The organism is Methanococcus vannielii SB (assembly GCF_000017165.1).
Taxonomy (GTDB): Archaea; AGJL01; Methanococci; order Methanococcales; family Methanococcaceae; genus Methanococcus; species Methanococcus vannielii.
This window is the reverse complement of record NC_009634.1, coordinates 1,441,969-1,463,996: the sequence shown is the minus strand read 5'-3', so window position 1 is coordinate 1,463,996 and position 22,028 is coordinate 1,441,969. Positions and strand designations below refer to the sequence as shown.

Annotated in this window: 31 protein-coding genes; 13 read left to right on the top strand and 18 right to left on the bottom strand. The window is 29.8% G+C overall.

Annotation, left to right across the window (positions count from 1 at the left end):
* Nucleotides 1–65: 65 nt before the first annotated feature.
* Nucleotides 66–332 (top strand): hypothetical protein, encoded by a 267-nt coding sequence (locus tag MEVAN_RS07415; protein ID WP_048059175.1) that lies wholly within the window; start codon nt 66–68, stop codon nt 330–332.
* Between the two features lie 23 nt (nt 333–355).
* On the opposite strand, the gene taw2 is transcribed toward MEVAN_RS07415, so the two are convergent.
* The gene (gene taw2 / locus MEVAN_RS07410; protein WP_012066246.1) at nt 356–1,126 is read right to left on the bottom strand and encodes a tRNA(Phe) (4-demethylwyosine(37)-C(7)) aminocarboxypropyltransferase Taw2; all 771 of its coding nucleotides are present in this window, start codon (nt 1,124–1,126) and stop codon (nt 356–358) included.
* A 145-nt stretch (nt 1,127–1,271) separates the two neighbouring features.
* Complete coding sequence (locus tag MEVAN_RS07405; RefSeq protein ID WP_012066245.1) at nt 1,272–1,787, bottom strand: DJ-1/PfpI/YhbO family deglycase/protease; 516 nt, start codon at nt 1,785–1,787, stop codon at nt 1,272–1,274.
* Nucleotides 1,788–1,940: 153 nt separating this feature from the next.
* Between MEVAN_RS07405 and MEVAN_RS07400 the strand changes: the two genes are divergently transcribed.
* The 6 genes from MEVAN_RS07400 to MEVAN_RS07380 all read left to right on the top strand — a co-directional run bounded on the left by MEVAN_RS07400 (nt 1,941) and on the right by MEVAN_RS07380 (nt 5,329).
* Complete coding sequence (locus tag MEVAN_RS07400; RefSeq protein WP_012066244.1) at nt 1,941–2,354, top strand: UPF0146 family protein; 414 nt, start codon at nt 1,941–1,943, stop codon at nt 2,352–2,354.
* A gap of 130 nt (nt 2,355–2,484) precedes the next feature.
* Nucleotides 2,485–3,495, top strand: a complete 1,011-nt coding sequence (locus MEVAN_RS07395) for a site-2 protease family protein (RefSeq protein WP_012066243.1) — start codon at nt 2,485–2,487, stop codon at nt 3,493–3,495.
* A gap of 176 nt (nt 3,496–3,671) precedes the next feature.
* A complete protein-coding gene (locus MEVAN_RS07390) occupies nt 3,672–3,911 on the top strand; it encodes a NifB/NifX family molybdenum-iron cluster-binding protein (RefSeq protein WP_012066242.1) in 240 nt (79 codons plus the stop codon).
* A complete protein-coding gene (locus MEVAN_RS09075) occupies nt 3,911–4,039 on the top strand; it encodes a hypothetical protein (RefSeq protein WP_269479007.1) in 129 nt (42 codons plus the stop codon). Before MEVAN_RS07390 ends, MEVAN_RS09075 begins: the two co-directional genes overlap by 1 nt.
* A 650-nt stretch (nt 4,040–4,689) precedes the next feature.
* On the top strand, nt 4,690–4,971 hold the full coding sequence (locus MEVAN_RS07385; RefSeq protein ID WP_012066241.1) for a hypothetical protein: 282 nt from the start codon (nt 4,690–4,692) through the stop codon (nt 4,969–4,971).
* A gap of 22 nt (nt 4,972–4,993) precedes the next feature.
* Nucleotides 4,994–5,329 carry a NifB/NifX family molybdenum-iron cluster-binding protein gene (locus tag MEVAN_RS07380; protein ID WP_012066240.1) on the top strand — a complete coding sequence of 112 codons (336 nt, stop codon included), beginning with the start codon at nt 4,994–4,996 and terminating at the stop codon, nt 5,327–5,329.
* Nucleotides 5,330–5,465: 136 nt separating this feature from the next.
* Here MEVAN_RS07380 and MEVAN_RS07375 read toward each other — a convergent pair whose 3' ends face one another.
* The 6 genes from MEVAN_RS07375 to MEVAN_RS07350 form a co-directional block, all read right to left on the bottom strand.
* Complete coding sequence (locus MEVAN_RS07375) at nt 5,466–5,681, bottom strand: 30S ribosomal protein S27ae (RefSeq protein WP_012066239.1); 216 nt, start codon at nt 5,679–5,681, stop codon at nt 5,466–5,468.
* A gap of 1 nt (nt 5,682) precedes the next feature.
* Nucleotides 5,683–5,985, bottom strand: a complete 303-nt coding sequence (locus MEVAN_RS07370) for a 30S ribosomal protein S24e (RefSeq protein ID WP_012066238.1) — start codon at nt 5,983–5,985, stop codon at nt 5,683–5,685.
* A 4-nt stretch (nt 5,986–5,989) separates the two neighbouring features.
* Complete coding sequence (locus MEVAN_RS07365) at nt 5,990–6,466, bottom strand: GTP-dependent dephospho-CoA kinase family protein (RefSeq protein WP_012066237.1); 477 nt, start codon at nt 6,464–6,466, stop codon at nt 5,990–5,992.
* 21 nt (nt 6,467–6,487) lie between these two features.
* Nucleotides 6,488–6,664: a transcription elongation factor subunit Spt4 gene (gene spt4, locus MEVAN_RS07360; RefSeq protein ID WP_012066236.1), complete on the bottom strand. Its 177-nt coding sequence runs from the start codon at nt 6,662–6,664 to the stop codon at nt 6,488–6,490.
* Between the two features lie 74 nt (nt 6,665–6,738).
* The gene (locus MEVAN_RS07355; protein WP_012066235.1) at nt 6,739–7,305 is read right to left on the bottom strand and encodes a DNA-directed RNA polymerase; all 567 of its coding nucleotides are present in this window, start codon (nt 7,303–7,305) and stop codon (nt 6,739–6,741) included.
* 218 nt (nt 7,306–7,523) lie between these two features.
* Nucleotides 7,524–8,438: a dihydroorotate dehydrogenase gene (locus tag MEVAN_RS07350; protein WP_012066234.1), complete on the bottom strand. Its 915-nt coding sequence runs from the start codon at nt 8,436–8,438 to the stop codon at nt 7,524–7,526.
* A gap of 153 nt (nt 8,439–8,591) precedes the next feature.
* Between MEVAN_RS07350 and MEVAN_RS07345 the strand changes: the two genes are divergently transcribed.
* Nucleotides 8,592–9,365: an epoxyqueuosine reductase gene (locus MEVAN_RS07345; RefSeq protein ID WP_048059174.1), complete on the top strand. Its 774-nt coding sequence runs from the start codon at nt 8,592–8,594 to the stop codon at nt 9,363–9,365.
* A 50-nt stretch (nt 9,366–9,415) separates the two neighbouring features.
* Here the strand turns inward: MEVAN_RS07345 and MEVAN_RS07340 are convergent, their stop codons facing one another.
* The 3 genes from MEVAN_RS07340 to MEVAN_RS07330 are packed head-to-tail and all read right to left on the bottom strand — an operon-like array spanning nt 9,416 to nt 12,101.
* Nucleotides 9,416–10,519 (bottom strand): glutamate-cysteine ligase family protein, encoded by a 1,104-nt coding sequence (locus MEVAN_RS07340; protein WP_012066232.1) that lies wholly within the window; start codon nt 10,517–10,519, stop codon nt 9,416–9,418.
* Complete coding sequence (locus tag MEVAN_RS07335) at nt 10,506–11,456, bottom strand: ATP-grasp domain-containing protein (protein ID WP_012066231.1); 951 nt, start codon at nt 11,454–11,456, stop codon at nt 10,506–10,508. The genes MEVAN_RS07340 and MEVAN_RS07335 overlap by 14 nt, the downstream gene beginning before the upstream one ends.
* A complete protein-coding gene (locus tag MEVAN_RS07330; RefSeq protein ID WP_012066230.1) occupies nt 11,457–12,101 on the bottom strand; it encodes a RimK-like ATPgrasp N-terminal domain-containing protein in 645 nt (214 codons plus the stop codon).
* A 274-nt stretch (nt 12,102–12,375) separates the two neighbouring features.
* On the opposite strand from MEVAN_RS07330, the gene MEVAN_RS07325 reads away from it, so the two are divergent.
* A complete protein-coding gene (locus MEVAN_RS07325) occupies nt 12,376–12,624 on the top strand; it encodes a DUF378 domain-containing protein (RefSeq protein ID WP_012066229.1) in 249 nt (82 codons plus the stop codon).
* A gap of 45 nt (nt 12,625–12,669) precedes the next feature.
* On the opposite strand, the gene MEVAN_RS07320 is transcribed toward MEVAN_RS07325, so the two are convergent.
* Nucleotides 12,670–13,164, bottom strand: a complete 495-nt coding sequence (locus MEVAN_RS07320) for a flavodoxin family protein (protein WP_012066228.1) — start codon at nt 13,162–13,164, stop codon at nt 12,670–12,672.
* A gap of 16 nt (nt 13,165–13,180) precedes the next feature.
* Nucleotides 13,181–13,945 carry a TatD family hydrolase gene (locus MEVAN_RS07315; RefSeq protein WP_012066227.1) on the bottom strand — a complete coding sequence of 255 codons (765 nt, stop codon included), beginning with the start codon at nt 13,943–13,945 and terminating at the stop codon, nt 13,181–13,183.
* Nucleotides 13,946–14,181: 236 nt separating this feature from the next.
* On the opposite strand from MEVAN_RS07315, the gene MEVAN_RS07310 reads away from it, so the two are divergent.
* The gene (locus tag MEVAN_RS07310) at nt 14,182–15,483 is read left to right on the top strand and encodes an MBL fold metallo-hydrolase (protein WP_012066226.1); all 1,302 of its coding nucleotides are present in this window, start codon (nt 14,182–14,184) and stop codon (nt 15,481–15,483) included.
* Between the two features lie 90 nt (nt 15,484–15,573).
* On the opposite strand, the gene rnp3 is transcribed toward MEVAN_RS07310, so the two are convergent.
* Nucleotides 15,574–16,269 (bottom strand): ribonuclease P protein component 3, encoded by a 696-nt coding sequence (gene rnp3, locus MEVAN_RS07305; protein ID WP_012066225.1) that lies wholly within the window; start codon nt 16,267–16,269, stop codon nt 15,574–15,576.
* Between the two features lie 69 nt (nt 16,270–16,338).
* On the bottom strand, nt 16,339–16,632 hold the full coding sequence (locus MEVAN_RS07300) for a DUF211 domain-containing protein (RefSeq protein ID WP_012066224.1): 294 nt from the start codon (nt 16,630–16,632) through the stop codon (nt 16,339–16,341).
* 318 nt (nt 16,633–16,950) lie between these two features.
* On the opposite strand from MEVAN_RS07300, the gene cfbD reads away from it, so the two are divergent.
* The 3 genes from cfbD (at nt 16,951) to MEVAN_RS07285 (ending at nt 19,711) form a co-directional block, all read left to right on the top strand.
* Complete coding sequence (gene cfbD, locus MEVAN_RS07295) at nt 16,951–18,051, top strand: Ni-sirohydrochlorin a,c-diamide reductive cyclase catalytic subunit (protein WP_012066223.1); 1,101 nt, start codon at nt 16,951–16,953, stop codon at nt 18,049–18,051.
* 88 nt (nt 18,052–18,139) lie between these two features.
* Nucleotides 18,140–19,087: a replication factor C small subunit gene (locus MEVAN_RS07290; RefSeq protein ID WP_012066222.1), complete on the top strand. Its 948-nt coding sequence runs from the start codon at nt 18,140–18,142 to the stop codon at nt 19,085–19,087.
* Between the two features lie 132 nt (nt 19,088–19,219).
* A complete protein-coding gene (locus tag MEVAN_RS07285; protein ID WP_012066221.1) occupies nt 19,220–19,711 on the top strand; it encodes a hypothetical protein in 492 nt (163 codons plus the stop codon).
* Nucleotides 19,712–19,758: 47 nt separating this feature from the next.
* Here the strand turns inward: MEVAN_RS07285 and MEVAN_RS07280 are convergent, their stop codons facing one another.
* From MEVAN_RS07280 to MEVAN_RS07270, 3 genes are all read right to left on the bottom strand, one after another.
* Nucleotides 19,759–20,400 (bottom strand): lactate utilization protein, encoded by a 642-nt coding sequence (locus MEVAN_RS07280; protein ID WP_012066220.1) that lies wholly within the window; start codon nt 20,398–20,400, stop codon nt 19,759–19,761.
* A 160-nt stretch (nt 20,401–20,560) separates the two neighbouring features.
* Nucleotides 20,561–20,992 carry a hypothetical protein gene (locus MEVAN_RS07275; protein WP_012066219.1) on the bottom strand — a complete coding sequence of 144 codons (432 nt, stop codon included), beginning with the start codon at nt 20,990–20,992 and terminating at the stop codon, nt 20,561–20,563.
* A 78-nt stretch (nt 20,993–21,070) separates the two neighbouring features.
* Nucleotides 21,071–22,012: a methanogenesis marker 7 protein gene (locus tag MEVAN_RS07270; protein WP_012066218.1), complete on the bottom strand. Its 942-nt coding sequence runs from the start codon at nt 22,010–22,012 to the stop codon at nt 21,071–21,073.
* Nucleotides 22,013–22,028: the final 16 nt, after the last annotated feature.

Genomic DNA, 22,028 nt, shown 5'->3' with positions numbered 1-22,028 from the left:
TACACGATATATCCCATGTAGTAATATTCAATTAAAATAATACGTTAAGTATTTAGGGGGTATTTATGGGGGCAATTATAGAATACCTGCTATTAAGGGACGAAACTTATCAGCTAAATAAAGAAATAATAAATATAATAAACGACGAAAGACGGAGCATTTTTGAAAAAAGAGAGATTATAGGACATCTTCAAAATAAAATATGTTCAAAAAAACAACGTGCTAAGCATTTGAAAGATAAAATATTAACATACTACGCATTTTTAGGAGTGGTAATTACAGTGATTCTTTTAGTAGTAAAATATCGTGGAATTCTATCTCTTTATATATAAAAAGTGTTTTTATATTCTTTAAATTACTTTTCTTTTTTTAATTCTAAAAAATGGGCATCAATAACTACATGAAAAATGCCTGGAGAATAAGTTTTTATTTTATTTATTTTGTAATCAGCTAATACGTAACCATTTTTTTCTGCGTGATACTTTAAACGCTCTATTGGCCTAACTTCAATTATCCCTTCTGGAACTGTTTCGTGATAGTGAATAAATCCACCTTCATTTTTTAAAATTTCAAATGCCTTATCTAAAAATTTATGGGTTGTTAAAACATAACCCATCAAAATGCGGTCTGCAACATTTTTTAAAGGGAATTTTTGATTATTTCCTAAAATGGGAATTACATTTTTTAAATTGTTCAGTTTTATATTTTCTAGTAGATAATTATACGAATCAGGATTAAGTTCAAGAGCATAAAGTAGTTTGGGATTTGAATATTTTGCAAGAGGAATTGTAAAGTATCCTATTCCTGAAAACATATCGACAACAGTTTCAGTATCGCTTGAAATCGTGCTTATTCGTTCACGTTCTTTTAAATTGCCCATGCTCCACATTAATTTTGACACATCTATTTTAAACATGCATCCGTGTTCTTTATGTACTGTTTCTGTTTCTTTTCCATAGATTATCTTTATTTTAGGAATTCTCAAGCTTCCAGTAATGTGGGTGCTGTATTTTACTATTGTTTTACAGTTTGTTTTAGTTAAAAGATAGTCGATTTCTTCAACATTGAGGTTTCTTTTAACTATTAAAATATTCCCTATTTTTTGATATTTTGGCATAGTGTCCATTTTTTTCACGTAAAAGTATTAAATTTATGATGAATAAAAAATAAAAAAAGAAAATAGTATCTTAAAAATTATTTTTTTATTCTAAGTGTTATACCTATTATATATTATATCATATGGAGTATACCTATTATTTATGCTATAATTACTATTTTTCAAGTAATTTTAAGATTGCATTTCCAAACTCTCTTGCAGACTCTGGATTTTTACCGGTAACTACTTTTCCATCAATAATTACATTTTCATCAATATAAATTGCCCCATTTTTCTGTAATTCCAATATTGCTTCATCATCTAGAAATACAGTAGCTTTTTTATTTTTTAAAAGGCCCGCTTGTGCTAAAATTGCAGGAGAAATACATATTGCAGCTGTTATTTTACCTTCGTTATTAAATTCTTTTAAAAGGTCAATTAGTTTATTATTATTCCATAAATACTTCCTTGAACCGCTTCCACCAACAATAACTATTGCATCAAAGTCGCTTGTCTTTACTTCATCAAGAGTTTTTGTAGTAGTAATACGTTTACCAAGTACCCCCGTATGTTGGCCCGTTGTTAAAGATACAACTTGTGTTCCAATATTTTTACTTTGAAATACCTGTAGCGGCTCAAAAAGTTCTTCATCCCTAAATTTTTCAGGTGCAATTACCATTAAAACTGCCAAAAAAATCCCCTCCAGGAAGTTAAAGTGAAATTAGAATACCGACCTTATCGATAGCATTTAATAATATTGTATTTAACTTATAAAAAACTAAAGAGTTTAAGTTATGTAATGATTTTAAGAATATTAAATTAATCATTAAAATTTAGGGATATTATGGACTACATTTTTGAATACCTCTTGAATAACTATTCTCACCTTAAAAACAACTCAAAAATAGTTGTTGCTGAAATTGGAATTGGATTTTATGTTGAAATTTCAAAAAAAATGCAAAAGTCAGGATTTAACGTAATTGCAATCGATTCAAATGAAAAAGCAGTTATTGAAGCTTTTCAACATGGTTTAAACTCTAAAATGGATGATATTTTTAAGCCTGACCTTAAAATATATAAAAATATAAAATTAATATATTCAATAAGGCCCCCAAGGGATTTACAGCCATATTTACTTAATCTTTCCAAAAATATAAATTGTGATCTTGTAATAAAACCCCTTAGCGGTGAAGAACCAATTTCGGAGCTAAAACTCGTAAACTACTTTGGAAAGCCACTTTATATCTGGAAAAAATGATTATATTTACGATAAAAGCTAAAATCATAATTACTATTACTAGCTTTATCGTTTAATGGCCATACGTGAAAGTTTATAAGGGATTTATTACATAACTATAAAATATTAACCATTTTAAAGAGGGGAAATTTTGCAGTCATTTAAAATTGCTAAGATAATGGGTATACCAATTGAACTTCACATAACGTTCATACTGCTTTTAATAGTTGTTTATTATTTTTGGGGCATTGAAGGATTTATTTTATATGTATCTTTGTTTACATCCGTAATTTTACATGAATTAGGGCATTCATACGTTGCAAAAAAGTATGGTGTAAAAATAGAAAAAATACTGCTTCTTCCAATAGGGGGAATGGCAATGATGGACGAAATTTCAAGAGAAGGAGAGTTAAAGATTGCACTTTCAGGCCCATTAGTAAGTTTAGTTTTAGGTACCGTGCTTCTTTTACTATCAAGCGTAAAAGATTATGTTTTAGCAGATTATTCTCTTTTTCAGACCGTAGGTGCATTAAATATTCTTTTAGGATTGTTCAACTTAATTCCTGCGTTTCCAATGGATGGAGGACGAGTATTTAGGGCATTAATTTCAAAACTATCAAATTTAAGTTATGTAAAAGCAACAAAAATCGCATCAACCATTGGCCAGTACTTTTCACTCTTGCTTTTACTATTTGGATTGATAAATTTCAATGTAATCTTAGTTTTAATATCTATTTTTATCTATTTTGGAGCATCGCAAGAATACCGTGCCCTCGTTGCAAATACATTATTTGAAAATGTATCTGCAAAAGATATAATGTCTAAAAATATTATATATGTAAATTCAAACGAAACTGTGGACGACGTTTTAAATTTAATGCTAAAACACAGGTTTTTAGGATATCCAGTAGTTGAAGATGAAAAAATTGTAGGTACCATTACAATAAACGAACTCAATTCAGCCCAAAAATCTGATAAAATAAAGGATTTAATGGAACCTCCGGTAATGGTGCCTCCAAATGCAGCTTTAAATCAGCTTTTAAGGGGAATGGGTAAAGCCGATAGGGTTTATGTGGTTGAAAATGACAAAACTTTAGGAATAATTTCAAAAACAGATATTGTAAGAACTTTAAGCGTCCTTGGATTAAAAAATAATAAGTAAAAATAAATTTAAAAAATATTATTTTTTTAGCATTTTAAGTATTAAATGGATAAAGTATATCACTATGCGATTAGGCCATAATACTTCTTCAACTACTAAATACATATCGCACATATGGGGATAATTATATATAGTTTTCAAATAAGCTAAAAGTATTGATAAAAATGGTGAAAAAAATGAAAATATGTGTAACAAGTACCGGAAACTCATTTGAAAGCGGTTTTGAACAGAAATTTGGAAGAAGCCCATATTTTATAATTTATGATACAGAAACTAAAGAATTTGAAACCTTGGATAACTTAAAAAGAGATTCCGCACACGGTGCGGGAATTGGTGCGTCACAAGCCGTACTTTCCAAAGGTATTAATGTAGTAATAAGCGGAAATATCGGGCCAAATGTGAAAATAGAAGTTTGATGAAAAAAATATCAATTTATGAAGGCATTGGAAATACGGTTCTTGAAAACATCCTATTATTTGAAAAAAATGAATTGAAAGAAATAATTACACCTAAAAACCCCTTCAATGTAACACTGGTTAAATAATTTACCGGAATAGTCTTCAGTGGTAAAATTGAAAAAAGGTTTTATCTTATACGAACTTAAACATTGGGGCAGAGTGTGCAGGAAAAATCGTAACTGAAGTTAGAAAAAATGCTTTAAAAAATATTAAATGAGAGGCGATATTAATTGACGGATCTCTGGGAATTGGTTATGTCGTAATTTCGTCAGTTACGGGCTGTGATTATGCATTATTAGTAACTGAACCAAAAAATTGGCCTTGATGATTTGGTGCGGGTTTTAGATCTTTTAAAATATTTTGAAATCGAATGCTACGTGATAGTAAACAAATACGACATAAATCCTGAAAAAATCACGGAAATCATAGATTATTGTGAAAAATCCGGTTTTGAAGTTCTTAGAAAAATTCTATTCGATAATACTGTCATTAAATCACTTCAGGAAGTACTGTCATTAGATCATTTCAGAAGGAATTCCTCTTTTAAACTATAAAAAAGTCCTACAGGACTTGCAATTATGGGTATGTGGAATAAATTACATTCAAAAATTATACTATAATTATTATTCTCAAAAATATTTACTCACGTAAAAGCAAAGATTTTATATATTAGTTATCCAATAGAATAATTATGCACATATGTGCATAAATTATCATTGATGAAAAGGTTGATAAAATGGATTTTAGAATGCATAAAAACTGCATATGTAAAAAATTATTTGGTAATGCCAGATATTCCGGTACGGGAATAAGGCGACTTCTTAGAATGGTACTTAGCTCTGAAGAAATTGAACATGTAATTAAAAAGGAGACTGGATTAAAAGTACCTGAGGAAGAATTAGATAAATTATCAAAAGAAATGCTTAAAGATGAAAAAATAATAGATGCGAGAAGAATGAATTCATTCAGGGGTTCTGGATCCCAGTTCCGTGGCGGAAGAAAATTTGGAATACAATAATAAAAATTAACAAGGCGATAATTTGAAAATAGCAATACCTACAATTGAAAATAAAATCTGCTCGCACTTTGGTAAAACTCCTTTTTTCACCATTTTTGAAATAAACGAAAACAAAGAAGTAATAAATGCTAAAAAAATAGAAAATTCCCCTTGTGAAGGCCATGATGGGGGGCAGAAACATACTGCTGGAAATGGTTCAACTATTGAAACACTACTTTCTGAAAATGTAGATGCAGTTATTTTCATTAATATGGGGCAAAAAAGTATAAATGCACTTTCAAATAGAATTAAACTCCATCATACAGATCTAAAAGATGTTGAATCTGCGTTAAAACAGTTTTTAGAAAATAGGTACTAAACACGAGTAATAAAAATGCATAAATAACTTTAATTTACATTTATATACATTTCTTTTTTTAAAAAAATCTAAAAAATTTAAAAATCGTTTTTCAGTCAAAAATTAGTTAAGTTAAAAAAGAATAATAAAAAGAAAATTATTCTTGTTCTTCAGTTTTTTCATTCTTTTTGTATTCTAAAAATCCGCACTTTCCGCATGCGTATCTGTTTAAGTGTTCAGCCATGAATACACCTGCACCACATTTAGGGCATGCTTTTTTCGTTCTTGTTACACTGTTTCCTTCTACTTTATAGTAGTCTGATTTTTTTGTACTTGGTGCTTTTGCGCCTTTTTTACCTTTAGCTGCTGCCATATTATTCCTCCGCTACTTCTGCTGCTTCTTCAAGTTTGTTTTTTTCCAAAACGGATTTTTTCTCTACGGTATTCATGATTTTTTCATCTTCGTAGATTTTTGCGTAGCCTTTTGCTTCCAATTTACCAAATTCTTGGTCTAATGTGTCAATTACAAGCATTTCTTTTTTAGCGTTTAAAATTGCTACTAGTTTAACTTTTACATCTTTAATTGAAGGTGTAGCGCCGTCAAACGTAGCTAAGAATTTTACTTCCCTTCTGTGTAATAACGGGTTATTTTTGTCTGAGATAATCTTTATGTCCATCATATCACCGTTCTTCCATATCTTTTAGAAGTTTTTCGATTTTCTGTTTCAGTTCTTTTGTAATCTTTAAAACTACCATGCCTTCGTCAGGCTGTCCATAAATGACTGAGGTATCCTCGGGGAAATACTTTATTACAGGAAGTGTAAGTAAGTCTTCTTCACCCTTAACGATTAAAGCCATGTCTCTATCATCTATGGTGGAAAGGTATTTAATTCTTTCTATGGCTTCATCAGAAATATATCCTGGAGGATTATAAACCTCAAAAACAGTTTTAAATTTATGAGGTATTTCAACAGGCACGTTTCTCTTAGTTTTAAAGTCTAAAATTGATAAGTCTGGTACAATACCATTAGATAAAAGATGTTTTGTAGTAACATCACCAATAGAAATAACCTTTCCTTCTATACTGTTAAGTTCCTTATATACTTTTCCAAAAGGCTTTTTTAACTCGGTTGCAACCTTATCCGTGAGTATATACATGATTTTCACGATATGTAAAAATTATTTAACACTAAGAACATATTTTCCTTTAATATCAATTCTTGCTTTTTTTGCTACTTCTGAATTATTCGGATCTAAAACAATTAAAAGACCTTTCACGTTTTCGGAAGTATCAAATCCACATATTGGGCAAGTATCGTCCTTTGTGACGTATTTGCATCTTAAACATGCCTTCATTCAATTCACCTCGTTAAATAAAAAATCAGAATAAGTACATTAGATATTGAAAGTAAAAAATAACTAATTATTGACTAATTTTTTTCCTTTTTATTTTTTACTACCTGTTCTTCAAGCCATTCTAATTTTCCAAGGCTTTGTTGTCTCATTGTAAGTGCAATTTTGCTTCCTCTCTTTTTTTCTTCTTTTAAGCTTACTGCAACAATTCTTGCCCTTACAAAATCTCCCTTTTCTAAAACTTTACCTGTTTCTTTCCCAATAATTGCTTCTCTTTTTGGGTCAAAACTTACAAAATCATCCATAATCTGCGAAATGTGGATTAAACCGTCAAGGGGCCCAAGCCTAATAAAAGCACCGAATTCAACAACGTCAACGATTTCCCCTTCAACAACCTCGTGAAGTTCTGGAACGTATGTAAGAACGTCAAATTTTGTTTCGTGATAAGCTGCACCGTCCCCATATATAATGCTTCCATCACTTACCTGATTTATGTCAACTATTGAAAGAACGTATCCTACATCTTTATCGAGAATTCCTTCGTATTTATCCATTAAAACCCTTTTCACGTTATCGTTTAAAGGCGTTCCAAACATTTTTGGCGGAACTCTTACGGTATCAGAAATTGTTAAAATTTTGTACAAATAACCACCTCGGATTATACCTGATTAATGTTGTAAAACAGTTAAAATAATTAAAAATTGTTTTCTCAAAATAGTAAAACAGTTTCAGTATATATATCTTGTTTTTAATATATAAAATCTATGGATTAGAAATATACTTTATGGAAAACCGATGAAACGTAGATATATACTATTTAACCTATTTTTTTACAAATTAACTGTTTTTTTTTAACTATACATTATTTTCTTGAAATTCCAATAATATCTTTTAAATTTAAATCCCGATTTTTCAAAAATTCTTCAATTTCCTGATTTATTTTTTGGAATATATCATATCCACGATAATAGACTCCAGTTCCAACCTGAACTCCCGACGCTCCTGCCATCATAAATTCAATAGCGTCATATCCGGTTGTAATTCCCCCTACGCCAATTACTGGAACTTCTACTGTTGAACATATATCGTAAACATTCTTTACTGCAATTGGTTTTATTGCTTTTCCACTCATTCCGCCAAATTTGTTTGCTAAAACTGGTTTTTTTGATTCTATATCTATAACCATTCCTGGGCCAAGGGTATTTATTGCAACTATTCCGTCAGCTCCTGCATTTACAACAGAATTTGAAATTTCTTTTATATCAGTTACATTTGGCGTTAATTTCACGATAACAGGTATATCTGAAACACTTTTTACTGCTGAAACCACATTTTTTGAAAGGCATTTATCTTGACCAATTGACGAACCATACCCTCCGCCTGCATGAGGGCATGAAATATTTAGTTCTAAAACGTCTACATGAGGTATTAAATTTTCAGCAACTTTTTGAAATTCGGTTTCATTTTTACCATATATTGAACCAATAATTTTTACATTCATTCTTTTCATTTCTGATTTTATCCGTTCAAGTTCTAAGATATACTCTTCTACTCCCGGGTTTGGTAAACCCATTGCATTTAAAAATCCGCCTTCAACTTCAACCATTGTTGGATTTTTATGTCCTTCCTTTTTTTCAATTCCAACAGACTTAGTGCAAACTGCACCTGCACCATTTTTAGCCATTCTTTTTAGAGCGCTTCCAGTTTCACCCATAACGCCCGCTGCTAAAAACACGGGATTTTTAAATTCGATGTTCCAAAGTTTTGTTTTTAACATTTTAAAATCTCCAAGATATTTTAAAAGATATTTAGAAAAGGACATATAAAAAACTAAAGAATAAAGTATTAAAAGTAGCCATGTTAGTCAGGATAATTAAATCAAAGCAAAAGTAAATTAAGAATAAAATTAAATTAAATGTGGGGTGGAAAAATGGAACAGATTATAAGAGATTTAATCGTTAATTTTGTAAAAAATTATCCTTTAGAAAATAATACCAAAACTGCATGGAAAAAGCCAATTGTTGGATATTCAGATGCCGAAAATCCAGAATTTATAAAATTAAAGGAAATTATCTCAAAAGAACATTTAACTCCTCAAGAAATTTTACCAACTTCAAAAAGTGTTGTTTGCTATTTTTTACCTTTTGCTGAAAATATCGTCAAAAGTAACGATTTTTCAGGAATTGCATCTAAAGAATGGGCTAAGGCATATGTTGAAACTAATAATATGATTAAGAATTTAAATAGTTATTTATCTGTGGAATTAGGTAAGTTTGGGCATGTTTGTGCTAAAATTCCACCAACGCATAATTTTGATACTGAAAAACTTATAAGTAATTGGTCGCATAGGCATGTTGCATATATCTCAGGTTTGGGAACTTTCGGAATAAATAACATGTTAATTACGGAAAAGGGATGTAGTGGGAGAATTGGAAGCATTGTTACCGATATTAAATTAATTCCAACTGAAAAACCATGTTATGAATATTGTTTATATAAGTACAATTATTCATGTGGTGTTTGCATTGAAAAATGTGAAAAAGGAGCCTTAAAAATAAATAAATTTAATAGAAAAGAGTGCTATAAAGCATGCCTTTTGAATGCAAAAATTTATGAAAAAATTGGAATTTCCGATGTTTGCGGAAAATGCTTATCAAATATTCCTTGTTCGTTTGAAAATCCAAGTAAAAAATTAAAAAATTAAAAATTGGATGTAAATTAAATGCATTTTGGTTTGCTTAAAATTTAAAACTGTTAAAACATTAATTTGTTTTCTTTTAAACACAATTTTGCTTCATTCATAATTTTTAAAATATCTTTTTCTTCATTATATTTTTCAGTAATAATTTCAGAAAGGCAACCATATTCAATCCGATTAAAAATATGCTTTAAATAATGTCTTTCTTCGTTGGTTGCAATTAATTGCGCTTTTTTATATATTGCTTCAAGTTCGGGCTTTAAATTTTTAGTTCCAGATTTTTTTGCTGTTTCAAATACTTCCAATATTCCTTCTTCATCATCAGGGAGATTTAAGTCATCCACACGAATTAAACAATTTATCAATGCAGAAATGGCCATATCTGCATGAATAGACTCTTGTTCATCCATTGCTTTTATTTCAACACATTTTCTTTCTCGTCTTACTATTAAACCTCTTGAATTTACCCATTCCTGACATAAAACTTGAGCTTCTTTTTCCTTAAGTTCCATATACATTTTTTCAAGTAGGTCTTCATAATCTGAAGATTTTAAAAGAGGTTCAGGAATTATTTTTCCAGTAATTTCAGGAATTTCTTTTTGGTTTTCTTTATAGTATATAAGCCTGTTATCTGCGTATTTAGTAAGTTTTCCTTCAACCATGGGGGAAGATGCGGTTAAAGCAACAAGATATGGAATCATGGTCCTAATTTTATTGTGTTTTAAAACCATATCGTCTTCACTTGAATATGATACATTAACTTGTATTGACTGTATATTTAACCATCCATGCTGTTTTAAATTGAATACACGGTCATATGTATCGAAAACTTCCCTTTCATCATGATCCCAGAATGCAGTTCCGTTTAAATCAAGTAAAGGGTGCATTCCAAGACCCATTAAATTATAACAATTATTTGTACGGGAGTGAAAGTCTTTCATGCCGTCATAAAGCATTTTTTCCAAGTCTTTAATGCTTCCTGAAGGCATTTTCGGCTTAAATTCAATTACGTGTTTTTGAAGTTCTTTTGAAATTCCAATTGTATCTAAAAAGAATTCATTTTGTATTTTTCCAGTAATTTCTTTAATTATTACATCTGAAATCGGCATTGCTTTAAAATTAAAGTCATTGATAGAATATTCATGCTCAGTTCCTATCATTAACCACACCATTTGTTTCCAAAGCTTCTGAAATATTTAATTCGTTTTTGTGGAAATTAGACTTATCTGTATTCATTATGTACGAAATTATTTTTAAATACGCTTCAGGGTAAAATTCATCTTCCGTTGTTTCCATAGATGGATTATCATTTACCTCTATTACGTAAACTTCACCATTTCTTTCTTTTAAGTCTATCCCATAAAGTCCGTTCCCAACAGCATTTGCTGCCTTTAAACCAAGTTCAAGGACTTTTTTTGGGACTTCATCTAATGGAATACTTTCAACAGTGCAAAAAACCATATGCCCGTCAATACAGTCTTGTATCTTAAAACTTTCTTTTGGAAGATGGTATTTACATGTGTATATTATTTCCCCATTTATAACGCCAATTCTCCAGTCAAATTTACTTCCTATAAATTCTTGGACGACAAAAATGTCAGAAAGACGTGTAAATCGGTTTGCAACTTTCATAAATTCTTCAAGAGACGTAATTTTTTCAACACGAACTGAAAATGATGTTGAAGGTTCCTTAAGTACAAGTGGGAGCCCTAATTCACTTATTATTTTTTCCGCATTTCCTTCATTTACTTCTGATTTTTTCATAAATATAGTTTTTGGAATATTAATTCCATTTTTAATCATGTGGGAATACATATTTATTTTATCCGCACATATTCTAATCGACTTTGAATCATCTATTACTTTTACCCCATGTAATTCTGCCATTCTCGATGCTACATAACTTATATTCATGGGATCTGTTTTACAGCGTATAAAAAGACCATCTAAAGTCTTTATTTTATTAATTTCATTTGGAAATAAAAAATAAAACTCATGTCCCATCGATTCAGCAATATCTCTAAAACGAATAAGTGAGCGGAGTTGATTTGAACTACTTAAAGTTTGCCTATCTACAAAAACTCCTAATTTTCCCATTTAATCCACCAACAAGGTCTTTTCAATAAGTTCCTTTTCTTTTTTAGTGAGTTTTGAAGTATTAAGTGGAGATATTGATGAAAGAAGCATTTTGCCATCCTTATTAACACACAATACCTTTAATAGGGGGATTTTGAAAATTTCGTATATTTTACCTGCAATATATTTTAACTGTTCATTTTCCACGTCAGTTTGCCCAAATATTACTGAAAAATCAACAATGCTTGAATCTTCCGAAATATTCTGGTAGCAAAGTGGGTACTTACCACAGTTTGTCACGTGTTTTGAGGCTTTTTTTGATTCATCGCAGTTTTTAACAACGTAATAAATTGAAGGGTCTGAAAAATAATTTAATGAATAAACTATAGATGGAAATGGGACGTATCCATAGGATATCTCAAAATTACATGTTGGAATTCCTGAAATTTCCGCACGTTTCAATGCAATTGGAACTACATAAGCATCTAAAACATCCTTACTATTTGGAAATACTTTGTCTTCCCCATTAATTTCTTTTAAAATTATTTCATAGTAGCTTTCTGTTTTGTAAAAATAATCTTTGCTTATTACACAGTCTATTCCGTCTTTTACAACAGTATATGAACCTTTATTTAAAAAAAACCCTTTTTTAGGAATAAAAGTCACCTTTTAATAAGTTTTAAAGGTTCGATACCCCCCATGATAATCGAAGTATCATGAATTCCTCTACTATTCCAGTATATAAATCTATTCTTTTTTAAAACCTGGAGCGTATTGAATGATTTTTATAAAAAACAGGATTTTTAATGGATTTTGAAAAATATTAGTAAGATATTAAGACGATAGTTTATAAAAACGATAGTTTAGTAAATGTATATTAAGTCTTTTGAAAATAAAATATATTAAGGCTAAAAAGCCTTGGCATTATGGGGTGGAAAATATGGAAACAGAACATACAATTGAAAAAAAAGCACATAAAACTACCCATTCACAGTCTCAGAAGGATTATTTGGACTGGCTTTCGATTGTTCTTGTTATAATTGGGGGTTTAAACTGGGGATTAGTTGGCGCGATTAATATCGACCTTGTGCAACTATTATTCGGTGGATTTCCAATGGTTGCAAGAATAATTTATATTTTAGTTGGACTTGCTGCCGTCTACATGATTTACTTTGCTACAAAAAAATAACTTTAAAAATTAGAACTTAAAAATATACTTAAAAACTAACTATATTTATTCTTTTAACATGTACATTCCATCAACCCAATTTTTAACGTAATCGTTTGTTTCTTCCTTTTTATTTAATACATCTAAAAAAATCGTTCCGCCAATAATTTTATTGTCTAAAAGTTCATTTTTCATACGTTCTAGGGTTTTTCCAATATTTTTATCTGCCGTACAAAATACTGCAACTTTTTTTTTGGAGAATTTATATTTTGAAAAAAATGTTCTTATTGGAGCAGCCATATTTCCAGCCCATACGGGAGTTCCAATATATATTGTGTCATATTCATCAATATCTATTAAAATATCCTTAATTTCCGGCTTTTTCCTAAACAATATAAACCTTAAAAGTTCTAAAAATCTTGAAACCTTATTTTCAGAGATATCTCTTAAAAGCTCAATTTTTAAAATATCTGCAGAAGCGTATTTTGAAATCATTTCCGCAACAAATTCAGTATTTCCTGTAAGAGAATAATATATTACTAATTTTTTTTCTTCTCTCAAAATTTCCCCTCCAAAATTATATTTTTAAATTAAACATTCTAACTGTATTCTCATGAGATATAGCTTTTATTATTGAATTTGAAATTCCTTTTGCTTTTAATTTTGAAGCTGTTTTTGGAACAGAAAAAATATCTGAAGGGGCAGACGAACTATCACTATTCAATAAAAATCTTTTTTCGCAGTAGTTAGAAACTATTTCAAAAACATCTTTTGAAGATAATTTTTGAGGTTGAACTGTAAGCCCGAGATTATAGTCCGTATCCCACAAAATGGGTATTGTTTCTTTTGTAACGTGTTCTATAACTATTTTTTTCTTAAATTCTAAAGAAAGAGATAGTGTTTCTAAATTTTCCAAAATTTCTCTTGTAACATATTCTTTATTAGTTCTTGGAGTGTGTATAACTACGGGTAAATTCATTTCTTTTGCAATAGATACCTGATTTAAGAAAATTTCAATTTCGTTTTTAGTGCATTTTTCAAGCCCTATTTCCCCAACCCCAATAACTCCTTCTTTTTTAAAATAACTTTTTAAAACATCATAGTCGATATTTTTAGGAATTGCTCTTGGATGAATTCCAATGCATGCATACATTTTAAGACCGTTTTTTTTGGCTTTTTCTATTTCAACTTCCAAAATTCTATCAAAATGGTCTAATAATACGTCAAAAGACCTCATTTTCAATGGATCGTGTGCATGAGTAATAACGCAGTCAAAAATTGCCGCCATTATCTCAAAATCTTCATAAGGTCTTGAATCAGAGTGAATATGTGAATCAATCATTAAAGCACCATTATCATTAAAAGTGTTATTATAATTAAAGCCTATTTTTTAGAATGCTATTTTTTTTAAAGTTAATTTTTAAGTTATATTGCATTTCTATTATTATATTTCTATTTTTTTAAATTGTTCAAAAACATTTTCTTCGTTTTTAATAACTTTCTATTTTAACTTTATTTTTACCTCTTTATATATTTTGTAAGATATAAGTTATGTAAAATAAGGGAGGCGGTATATGTATGGAACTCTATTTTAGAGGAGGGGCTTTTGAAGTTGGAAGAAGTTGTGTAGAAGTAAAATCAGATAAAAGTACAGTATTATTTGACTGCGGTGTAAAATTATCCCCCAAGGGAATTGAATATCCAATTTTAGATGATTTAAATGCAGATTGCGTTTTCCCATCTCATTCACACCTTGATCACGTTGGAAGTATTCCAGTTTTAATTCGAAAAGGCATGGTTCCCGCAATTTATGCAACCCCAATTACAAAGGCAATTACTAAAGAGCTTTTAAGGGATTCCTTAAAAATTTCACAGGTAGAAGGTCATGAACTTCCGTACGATAAAGAGGATTTTAACACTTCATTAAGCCTATTTAGAAAAGCAGGATATAATAAACCGAAAAAATTTAAAGATTTTGAATTTGAACTATTTAATGCCGGCCATATTCCTGGAAGTTCAACAATTTTACTAAATTATGGAAGTAAAAAAATAGTTTATACTGGAGATGTAAAAGTAAATGACACAGAACTTGTAAAGGGGGCAGATTTATCATATTCTAAGGAAAATATTGATTGTTTGATAATTGAATCAACTTACGGGGGAAATAATCAGGAAGATCGAAAAGAAGCCGAGAAGAAGTTTGTAGAAGAAATAAAAAAGACTGTTGAAAGAGGGGGAGTTGCATTAATACCAGTTTTTGCAGTTGACCGTAGCCAAGAAATTATTATGATGCTTAATAAGTACGATTTTAAAGTTCCAGTATATTTTGATGGACTGGGTAGAAAAATAACTCGAATAATGCTTGATTATCCAGAATACTTAAATTATCCCCATGAATTAAAAGATGCCTTTTTTAAGGTAATTGAAGTGAACCCAAAAGACAGAAAACAGATTATAAAAGACCTGAAAAACAATGGGGGAATAGTAGTCAGTACTGCGGGAATGCTTGAAGGGGGGCCAATAATTCCATATATTTTTGAATTTATGAAAGATAAAAAAAGTTCCCTGATTTTTACTGGCTACCAAGTAGAAGACACTGCTGGAAGATATTTACTTGAAACTGGAAAAGTAAAAATGGGAGAACTTGATGTAACTCCTGAATTTGAAGTTATGGCGTTTCAATTTTCTGCCCATGGGGAAATGGGCGAATTAAGGCATATCGTAAAAAAAGTAAACCCTGAAACATTAATTATTCAGCATGGAGAAGCTAGTTCACTTGAATCTTTTAAAAACTGGGCAGTTTTAGAAGGATTTAGTGAAAATAAAGTATTTACTCCTAAAGTAGGGGATAAAATTAATTTAAATGAAATTTTAAGGTAATAATTCATTTAAAATCTTAAACTAATATTTTAAAATTAATTTTTAGTTTATTTTTTAAATGTTAAATACTTTTATTTAAAAAAGAAAATATTATTCCACAATTTCAAGTCCATACATTAAAACATTGCTTTTTTTCATGTGTAATCTATAATTTACAATTTTCGATGTTGTTTCCATTATCTTTTTTGCATACATTTGGTCAACTAGCGTATTTAAAAATCCCCTTACATCATCAGGGGCCTTTATTCCGTATATATCGTTTGCACCACTTGAAATTACGACTGGAGTATCATATTTTTTACAGAGCATTAAATTTCTTTGAAATGCCCATAAAACTCTTGCACGGTCGTAATTTTTATTTTTAATCAGATTTGATAAATTTAGTTCAATAGAAACTCGATTAGTACTACCCAATCTTGTTAAAACATGGTCAAGTCCATTATCCGCCCTATTTAATTCAGGAGTAGATAATACATCTGTTTCATTTGATTCAAGCGTTTTTCTGTTTATTTTAATATCGCCACCTTCAATAAAAATCATTTCTACCCGATTCCTATATTTTTTAACTATTTTGTCAATTTCATTTTGGTTGTTAGATAAAATTTTTAATCCAGAATACACCAAAATTCCATTTTCTTCACCATATTTTTTTGCATTATCTATTAATTCATCAGAAAAATCCGTATGGTTCTGAAATGCAACACTGCCGTCCCAACCAAACCGTTTTAAAGTCATGATTCCTTTTTCATCAAAAATCTGATTTATATCAAAAACTTTTTCAAGCATTTAAATCCCCTGTAAATTAAAATTAACGTAAAATAATAGTAATAATATAAAAAAAGAAGTAAATCTGAATTAATACCTATCTTGAGGAGTTTTTACTTCATCAACAATTTTTTTGCCTGCTGCAACTTCATCGATGCTGTGAATAACTCCATTCATTGATTCAATAATTGACTTAATTGCCTCATAATCTAAATTATACCCTTCAATTGTAATTTTAATATTTTCAGTCGATTTGTCAATTTCATAAACGGTGATATTTACCCCGTCTATGCCATCTAAAGAACACAATTTAAGTGCCAAATCTGTCAATTTAGGTTCATGTGTTTTTAAAACATCTAGAACCATCCTACGTAATTTTGTCAAAATATTCCTCCATATACCTTAGGATAATACTAAAAATACATTTTAAGATTTAAATCGATTTACATTCTTTTTCCCTAATTTAAAGAAGGTATTATTTATATTTATAGTTGTATCTCAAATAATATATATCTTATTTGTAATACATGATTATATTACAATTTATTAATAGTTGACTTATAAGTCTGAAAAATTTACGGTTTTTATTTTAAAGTAAATTTTATTTTAAAGTAGATAAAACCTAAAATTATTGAATTAATGCTTTGATTAATACTTTAATTTAAAATGACCCTGTAAAAGAAATTAAAACAGCGTGATAGCATGATATTACACCCAAGACCTTCCCCAATTGCTGCTTCGATGTACCAGTTAAGAGACATTGGAATTGATGCAATAATTCTTCACGGCCCAAGTGGTTGCTGTTTTAGAACCGCAAGATTACTTGAAATCGATGGAATAAGGGTATTTACAAGTTCAATGAGTGAAAATGATTTTATTTTTGGTGCAATGGATAAATTAAGGAACGTAATTAACGAAGTTTTAGAATACTTAAAAAAAGAATGCCCAAAAAAAGAACCTTATAAAATAGGAGTTGTTGGAACATGTGCAAGCATGATTATTGGTGAAGACTTAAAAAGTGCTGTAGAAGAATTTGAAGATATTATTATTCCTGTTGAAATTCACAGCGGGCTAAATGACAACACAATTGGCGCAGTGCGTGCAATGGAAGGAGCCCTTTTATCGGGGCTAATTACTAATCGTGAGTATGAAAGACAGAAAAAAATGCTTTTGAAAGCAACTGAAATTGAAAAAGCACGTGGAATGGCAAAAAATAAATATTTAAAACCAAATTACGACGATGACCTTGAAAAATTTATTGAAATATTAAAAAACGCTAAAAAAGAGATTAAAAATGGAAAAAATTTAAAATTAGCCTGTATTTTAAATGCTAAAAAAGAAACTGCGTATCTATTTTCAAACCCACTTTTGGAATTAAACAAACATTTTAATTGCATAAACATTGCAAACCTCGATGAAAATATCGGATTCGATAAAATAAGAAAAGATGCTAAAAACATTGTTAAAGAATTTAATGAAAATGGGTTTAAAATTGATTATATAACTGGAGGACTTGATGAATACCCAATAGCATGTGAAAATGCACTATCTTATTTAATAGAATTAAATCCTGATATTGTAATTGTTTCAGGGGTTCCACATGCACTCTTAATTGAAAAATTAAAGGATATGAACCCAAATGTTATAACAGTAGGAATTAGTGACGGCCCAAGGCTTTATCATCCGATAAAAGAAGTTTACGACTTTTGCATAATCGAACTTGATGCCCATGCAAAAGTATTGGGAAATGAAAAAATTGTAAAGTCAAGGCTTGGGGAAATTTTAAGTTATTTAAATTTTTAACGGTGTTCTTTTTAAATAGACAGATATTAATAAAATCAAGCAGATATTTTAATTAAATTTTTACAAGTTGAATTTTGCGAGGGAAATTATGCAAAAACCATGGGTTGAAAAGTACAGGCCTGAAAACCTTGACGAAGTTGTTGGGCATCAAGAAATAATAAAAAGACTCAAAAATTATGTTGAAAAAAAATCAATGCCCCACTTATTATTTAGTGGATCCCCCGGTGTTGGAAAAACCACTGCTGCATTATGCCTTGCAAAAGACCTTTACGGAAATACTTGGAAAGAAAATTTCCTTGAATTAAACAGTTCTGATGAAAGGGGAATCGATGTAATTAGGACGAAAGTAAAGGACTTTGCAAGGACAAAACCAATTGGAGATGCGCCATTTAAAGTAATATTTTTAGATGAAAGTGATGCATTAACATCAGATGCGCAAAATGCACTTCGTAGAACGATGGAAAAGTATTCTGATATATGTAGATTCGTATTAAGCTGTAACTATCCAAGTAAAATTATTCCCCCAATACAGTCAAGATGTGCAATTTTTAGATTTTCACCGTTAAAAACCGAAGACCTTGTTAAAAATTTAAAGGAAATTTCTGAAAAAGAAAGTATAAATGTTGAAAAAAGTGGAATGGATGCAATAATCTATGTTTCAGAAGGGGACATGAGAAAAGCAATTAATGTATTACAAACCGGTGCTGCGGTTTCAAAAAATATAAATGAAACAGTAATTTATAAAGTCGCATCAAAGGCAAGGCCTGATGAAATTAAAAAAATGACTGAACTTGCATTAAATGGAAAATTCGTTGAAGCACGTGAACAGCTTTATAAGCTTATGATTGACTGGGGAATGAGTGGAGAAGATATAATAATACAGATATTTAGAGAAGTTCCAAATTTAGAAATTTCTGAAAAAGAAAAAGTGCATTTAGTTGAAGCAATCGGAGAATGTGATTTTAGAATTGTTGAAGGTGCAAATGAAAGGATACAGTTAAGTGCACTACTTGCAAAGATGGGAATTTTAGAGTGAAAATACTTTTTAAAAATTATTTTTTAAGTTATTTAAATTATTTAAAGTTCTTTTTAAATTTTTTGTTTAAAAGCTTTCAAATTTAGAATTATTTCTAGCAATTTTAAAATATTATCATCAAGAGGGATAAATATGAGTCTATTTCAATTTTTAGCAAGTGATAACCCATTAGACGAATTAGATAACCCATTTAAGGAGGTTATATCTATAAACGAAGCTCTTGAAAAGAAGATAAAAATAGCGGATTTTATATTAAATGATACGAAAATAAATCGGAATGAAAAAAACATACTTTTTTTTGAATCAGAAGATTATTTAGGGGAATTAAAAATTACAAATAATACGTATTATTCTATAGAATACTGTAAAAAATATTCAAAAAAGCAGTATTTTGCGGAATTAAAGTTTCATTACACAAAATTAAGAGCAGAACATCTTTTTAAGTATATCGCTAATCAGATTAATGCCGTAATTGAAATAGAAGTATGGAATATCTGGCTAAATGATGATAGACTAAAAACCACAAAAACAGTTAATATTAACGAATTAAAACTTACAGATTTAGCATTTCTAGATTCAGTAAACGGATATAACGGGCCAGAATGTCTCATTATCCAAAAATAATTATTAAAAAGAGGTAGTTCATTTTAGATTATGTATTACATCTTAATTTAAAATCCAAGGCTTTTTTGTACAACGATTACAGTAATATCAGTAAGCATTGGTCTTTTTTTAATTACTGAATAAATTCTGCATGCACGGGTTTCTAAATCACAATTTACACAATAACCTGTTTTTATACATGGGTTTAAAAATCCCAATCGTTTCATATTTTTTGGAGCCGCTTCCATTTTAATCCTTTCAAATGCGGTTTTTACATCCTTACAAAGTTTATTTAACCCAACTACAACAATTACTTTTTTTGGGCCAAATGACATTGCTGAAACCCTATTTCCAACGCCATCCACATTTACAAGTTTTCCATCAACAGTTATTGCATTTGTACTTGAAATAAACAAATCCGATGTTAACTGCTGTCGCATTATTTCCATTTTTTCATCAATTGTAATTTCAGGTGTGTTATGGTCTAAAATTACCGCCCCTTTTTCAATTGCTTTTTCTAAAATTCCTAACGAGTTTACAGTAACTGATCCCCCAAATCCAACTTTAGTCCCGGTTCCAATGTAGTTTAAAATAAATTCTGAAACTTCTTTTTCGCTGGAAAAGTAATACGCATCAAAAAGATTTTTTTTTAAATTTTCAATGAGTTTTTTTCCAATAAGTTCATTATGCCACTCGTGAACTTCATTCATAAAACCACCTAAAAAAGTTCTGTATAATACTTTAGAAAAACTTCCGTAAATAATCTATGTAATTTTAAAATTTTTAGATTTAGTTTAAAAAGATTTTTTTTGAATTTATGAATTTAAATTAAAATAAAAAAATTTTAAAAAATGTATTAAAATAAAAAATTTAGATGTAAACAAAAATTTCTTTATCTAATATAACAATTTTTTCATATTCGCCTTCTGGTTTTTCATCTAAAACGAAAAATCGTTCTTTTCCAGAAACATCAGAAACTGCAAAGGAAAGAATGTATCTTAATTCCTCTTCTTCACAATAAAGTTTAACTTCTGTTTTAAATCTTCTTGCAAGCCTTGAAATATCTCTTAATGCAAGTTTTAACTCGGTAAAAAGGGCCATGTATTCTTTTACATAATCAATTTGCTCTTTTGTTCCAGTAATTACGGGATACTCCTTATCCATCATTTCATTTTTCCTTATTTCATAGCCTATTCCATTTATACATGAAAGACGCCCTATAACTGACTGAGGAATACCTGGGGGAAGGGGTATTTCAATAATATCAATGTTTTCATTTTCAAAATTTCTCTCGTTTTCCATTTTTTTCGCCCGATTTTATTTTTAACACGGTTGTTAGTTTTAAAATATTATTTAAATATGACTTAATGTTACTATAGATTAATATTTATTTAAATTTTTAACTTCTGATGTTGATTTTAATTTTATAAGTATATAGTTTTTCATTTCTGATTTTGAAATATATGATATATCTTTTAAAAGGTATTTTCCTACTTTTAAATTTTCTATCTCTTCAAAATTCCTATCGTAATCCATTTTAATCCTTAGGCCATCCAATTGGGTTACAATCGGCATTGGTGCTAAAAGTCCCCTTACTTCTTCAACTTTCTTTTCTATTTCATCTTTTACAACAACTTTCTTTTCTATTTCATCTTTTACAACAACTGGGGGAATAATTGGCGGGTCATATGAAAGCTCAGCACGTTTATCTGCTATTTTCTTTGTTACTTCGTCAATCATCTGTCTTAATGCCCTTATTTCTTCACCATGCCTTAGTCGATGCGACCTCCTTCCAAGGTTTCCAACGTATGTATAAGGTATATCTATTTTTTCAGGGCCACCGGTAACTACAAGCGGTACATCTACGTTAAAAAGGTGTATTTTATCTTTTATGCAGCTTTCAAAGTTTCCCATAACGTATATTGCAATATCATGCTCTTGAATTAATCTTTTTTCTTTTTCACGGAGCTGACTTATGTTTTTTCCTGCCCCATGTGCTAAACCTATCATGTTTGGCTTTGCACCAAATTTTCTAACGTATTCTGAAACATCGCATGCAATATGGGGTAAGTGATGCCTCGAAAGACTTGGGGAAACTACTGCAATTTCAATCCCTGCTAGCGGGGTTTCAACGATTTTTCCCTTGTATTTTTTCGCCTCTTCCCTGAAATTCTCGATTTCACTTCCCGGAATTGCAACAGTCATGTAAACATCAAGTTGCATTACGTGCTCTTGTATTATAAATCCGCCCGTATCTTCAATCCATTCCTTTAAGACGTTGTTTTTATAAACTCCACCTTCATACCTTATTACCTGATACATCTTTTCACCCAAAATG